The sequence below is a fragment of the Pseudomonas sp. 2(2015) genome (assembly GCF_000955865.1).
GTDB lineage: Bacteria > Pseudomonadota > Gammaproteobacteria > Pseudomonadales > Pseudomonadaceae > Aquipseudomonas.
Window position 1 is genome coordinate 1 of record NZ_JYOF01000071.1, and the last position, 749, is coordinate 749.

The 749-nt window shown below is 45.9% G+C and carries 1 protein-coding gene; it reads right to left on the reverse strand.

Annotated features, from left to right (window positions below; translation table 11 throughout):
* Positions 1 to 36: 36 nt before the first annotated feature.
* A partial coding sequence (gene hflX / locus UB48_RS26980; RefSeq protein ID WP_275560939.1) for a GTPase HflX occupies positions 37 to 749 on the reverse strand: 713 nt, incomplete at its 5' end.

The following is a 749-nucleotide window of genomic DNA, read 5'->3' on the forward strand; positions in this document are numbered from 1 at the left end:
TTTTTTTTTTTTTTTTTTTTTTTTTTTTTCCAGAATTCAAGACGTTAACAGTTCTTGGCGCAAATAGCGCTGAATCGCTTCTTTAAAGGCTGCAGCGTCGTCCTCAAATTTCGCACTGACCATAATGTGATCCCTTCCGGCGGTCGGTATAAAATCAGGCAGTTTTTGATCACGTTTATTGTAAGCCGTCAGCATCGGGATATCATCTGCTTCAAGCTCCTCAAGCAGCCGAAGCACTGTTTTTTCATGTCCCGCATAATCCTCATTTGAAGAATCAATTAAATGCAGAATTAAATCCGCTTCTTTTACTTCCTCAAGCGTTGAGCGGAATGCAGCAATCAATGTCGTCGGAAGATCCTGAATAAATCCTACTGTATCTGAAAGAAGAACACTGTAGCCGCTTGGCAGGACCATTTTTCTGGTCATCGGGTCCAGCGTGGCAAACAGGAGGTCTTCTTCATAGCTGTCAGCACTCGTCAGGCGGTTGAACCATGTTGATTTCCCTGCGTTTGTATAGCCGACAAGCGCAATTTGAAGCACACCGTTTTTCTTTCTTCTTTCACGGTATCGGCTTCTATGGCGAATGACAGTGGAAAGCTGTGTGTTGATTTCATGAATGCGATTTCTGATATGGCGGCGGTCGGTTTCCAGTTTCGTTTCCCCGGGACCTCTTGCCCCAATTCCTCCGCCTTGCCGGGAAAGGTTGATCCCTTGTCCCGTCAGACGCGGCAGTGCATATTGCAGCTGAG